The sequence below is a fragment of the Mesorhizobium sp. M0870 genome (assembly GCF_040319775.1).
GTDB lineage: Bacteria > Pseudomonadota > Alphaproteobacteria > Rhizobiales > Rhizobiaceae > Mesorhizobium.
Genome location: NZ_JAMYOI010000082.1, coordinates 1 through 1,050 on the forward strand (window position 1 = coordinate 1; position 1,050 = coordinate 1,050).

Annotated in this window: 1 protein-coding gene; it reads left to right on the forward strand. The window is 59.5% G+C overall.

What is annotated here, in order from left to right:
- The first annotated feature begins 91 nt into the window (after positions 1-91).
- A protein-coding gene (locus NKH97_RS33220; protein WP_031249521.1) for an IS630 family transposase occupies positions 92-1,040 on the forward strand; the annotation gives its coding sequence in 2 pieces (ribosomal slippage) (positions 92-427 and positions 429-1,040; 948 coding nt in all).
- Positions 1,041-1,050 lie beyond the last annotated feature (10 nt).

A 1,050-nucleotide genomic window follows, 5' to 3' on the forward strand; every position in this document is an offset into this window, starting at 1 on the left:
TAGAGCGATTCCTATTTTGAGAGAATCGTAGGATTCCCAAAGCCGGATGTTTGTGATTCAAGATGCTGGCTGGATTGGAGGCCAGCATCTGATGACGCGAGCGCTTTCAAATGATCTTCGTGAGCGTGCAGTAGCGGCGGTTGGCGACGGGGAGACCTGCCGTGCGGTTGCCTCGCGCTTTGGCGTTGCGGTTTCCTCTGTAGTGAAGTGGTCGCAGCGTTACCGTGCCACTGGCTCGGTGGCGCCGGGCAAGATGGGCGGACATCGCAAGCGCGTCCTTGAGCCGCATCGGGCCTTCATTATGGAGCGGCTTAATCAGACCTCTGAACTGACGCTGCGTCGGCTGAAGGACGAGCTGGATGCTCGCGGGGTCAAGGTCTCGCACAATACGGTGTGGCTGTTCCTGCGCCGCGAAGGCCTGAGCTTCAAAAAAAACTCTGTTCGCCCTTGAGCAGGCGCGTGCCGATATTGCCCGCAGGCGCCAGCGATGGCGCTCTTGGCAAAGCGGTCTCGATCCACAGTGCCTGGTCTTCATCGATGAGACCTGGATCAAGACCAACATGGCTCCACTGCGAGGTTGGGGGCCGAAAGGCAAACGGCTGCGCGGCTTGGCTCCACACGGCCACTGGCGCACGCTGACCTTCCTCGGTGCACTACGCTGGGACCGGCTCGCAGCACCTTGCGTCTTCGACGGACCGATCAACGGCCAATGCTTCCGTGCTTATGTCGAGCAGCAGCTCATCACCGTGCTGAAGCCCGGCGACATCGTGGTCATGGATAACCTGGGAAGCCATAAGTCGGCGGCCATCAGGCAGACGATCAAAGCTGCCGGCGCCAGGCTTTGGTATCTGCCGCCCTACTCGCCGGACCTCAATCCGATCGAGCAGGCCTTCGCCAAGATCAAACACTGGATGCGACAAGCTCAGAAACGCACCGTCGAGGACACGTGGCGCCACATCGGCCACCTCGTCGAAACCATCGAGGCAGCCGAATGCAAGAACTACTTCGAAAACGCAGGCTACGCTTCCGTCAAAATATGAAACGCTCTAG